The organism is Methylobacterium sp. SD274, assembly GCF_017355285.1.
Taxonomy (GTDB): Bacteria; Pseudomonadota; Alphaproteobacteria; order Rhizobiales; family Beijerinckiaceae; genus Methylobacterium.
This window is the reverse complement of sequence record NZ_JADIJP010000083.1, coordinates 1-584: the sequence shown is the minus strand read 5'-3', so window position 1 is coordinate 584 and position 584 is coordinate 1. Positions and strand designations below refer to the sequence as shown.

Here is a 584-nt window from a genome sequence, read left to right as displayed (position 1 = left end):
CCCCTGGTCCAGGCCAAGTACTCCACCGAGCAGAACGGCGAAGATACCAACTCCAAGGGTATCTGCCCCGCGGCCCTCGGCACCAAGGACCAGCAGCCTGCTGCGTTCTCGCCGAAGACCAACCTGTTCTACGTGCCCACCAACCACGTCTGCATGGACTACGAGCCGTTCCGGGTGTCCTACACCCCGGGTCAGCCCTACGTCGGTGCGACCCTGGCCATGTACCCGGCCCCCAATAGCCACGGCGGCATGGGTAACTTCATCGCCTGGGACGGCGTCAAGGGTAAGATCATCTGGTCCAACTCCGAGCAGTTCTCGGTGTGGTCGGGCGCTCTCGCCACCGCTGGTGACATCGTATTCTACGGCACGCTCGAAGGCTATCTGAAGGCCGTCGACGCCAAGTCGGGCAAGGAACTCTACAAGTTCAAAACCCCGTCGGGCATCATCGGTAACGTGATGACCTACCAGCACAAGGGCAAGCAGTTCGTCGGCATCCTGTCGGGTGTCGGTGGCTGGGCCGGCATCGGCCTCGCGGCCGGCCTGACCGACCCGAACGCCGGTCTCGGCGCGGTGGGTGGTTACGC

1 protein-coding gene is annotated in these 584 nt (G+C 63.9%); it reads left to right on the top strand.

Annotated features, from left to right (window positions below):
• On the top strand, positions 1-584 hold a 584-nt coding region (locus IPV08_RS24340; protein ID WP_207414434.1), incomplete at both ends, for a PQQ-binding-like beta-propeller repeat protein.